This window comes from Halomonas campaniensis (assembly GCF_002211105.1).
In the GTDB taxonomy this organism is placed as follows: domain Bacteria; phylum Pseudomonadota; class Gammaproteobacteria; order Pseudomonadales; family Halomonadaceae; genus Vreelandella; species Vreelandella campaniensis_A.
Map to the genome: position 1 here is coordinate 1 of NZ_JPUA01000041.1, position 1,103 is coordinate 1,103.

Annotated in this window: 1 protein-coding gene; it reads right to left on the reverse strand. The window is 55.5% G+C overall.

Annotation, left to right across the window (positions count from 1 at the left end; genetic code table 11):
- Positions 1-8: 8 nt before the first annotated feature.
- Complete coding sequence (locus tag JI62_RS19485; protein WP_088701767.1) at positions 9-1,001, reverse strand: IS30 family transposase; 993 nt, start codon at positions 999-1,001, stop codon at positions 9-11.
- Positions 1,002-1,103: the final 102 nt, after the last annotated feature.

Here is a 1,103-nt window from a genome sequence, read left to right on the forward strand (position 1 = left end):
TCCTGAATTCAAACATTAAGCGCAGCACCCGCGGTTTTTAGCTCCCCTGAATACTCTCCCAGGAACACTTGTGCCGGTGTCCGATACCCCAAACGTTTTCTGGGACGGTTGTTCAACTTGGCAACGACTCGCCTCAGTGCTGAGTCGCTCACCTTTCGGAAGTCCGTCCCTTTCGGGAAATATTGGCGAATCAGACCGTTGGTGTTTTCATTCGTGCCACGCTGGCATGAACGGTACGGGTCGCAAAAATAGGTCTTGGCCGAGACCGCTTTGGCAACCTGTCGGTGCTCGGCGAATTCCGACCCGTTATCCAAGGTGATGGTCCGTACGGCACCTCGCCGTGGCCTTAATAACCGGGTCATCGCGTTGGCCGTTCCTGTGGCCGTGATCGTCGGCAGGCGCGCTGCTAAGAGGTAGCCGCTGCGTCTCTCGACCAGGGTCACCAAGCCAGACTCTTTGTGGCCTTTGAGCACCGTATCGCCTTCCCAATGGCCGATATGGCGCCTTTCTTCTACTTCAGCGGGACGCTGTTCAATGCCTACCCGGTGTGGAATTTTGCCCAATCCCGCATGCTTGGCCAATCGGCGCTGATAGCGCCGCTGGCGTGGTAGCCGGAGTCGCCTCCATAATTCGCCGCCGCGTTTCTTGTCGTCCCAGATTAGCGCATAGATCCACTGATGGCTTACGCAAATCCCGTTGGTATTCGCCATGAAGCCACTAATTTGCTGGGGGCTCCATTCATCCATCAGTTGATCAGTGACCCATCGAATCAGGCTGGGCAGGCGCTTCGTCACTTTCCAGGCGATGCGTCGGCGCTGATCGCTTCTCGATTGCGCCTGTTCAGGCGCATAGCCAGTCTTAAGCCCATTGCGCTTTATCTCCCGGCTAATGGTACTGCTGTGAACCCCAATCGCTTTGGCTATTTGTCGCTGGCTGATGCCAGTCTCAAGATAAGCGAAAATTTGGTATCGTTGAACCTGGGTCAGTTGTCGGTATCCCATTCTCTGCTTCACTTTGGTCGGTAAAGTCGAGAGGGTACCGGCGCTGGCCCTCCTTCCTCTACTGTGTGATCCAAAGTGCTGCGGTTATTCTATGAATCCAGG

Excerpts from the sequence above, each read along its gene's own strand:
- JI62_RS19485 (WP_088701767.1), bottom strand. The coding sequence starts at position 1,001 with ATGGGATACCGACAACTGACCCAGGTTCAACGATACCAAATTTTCGCT.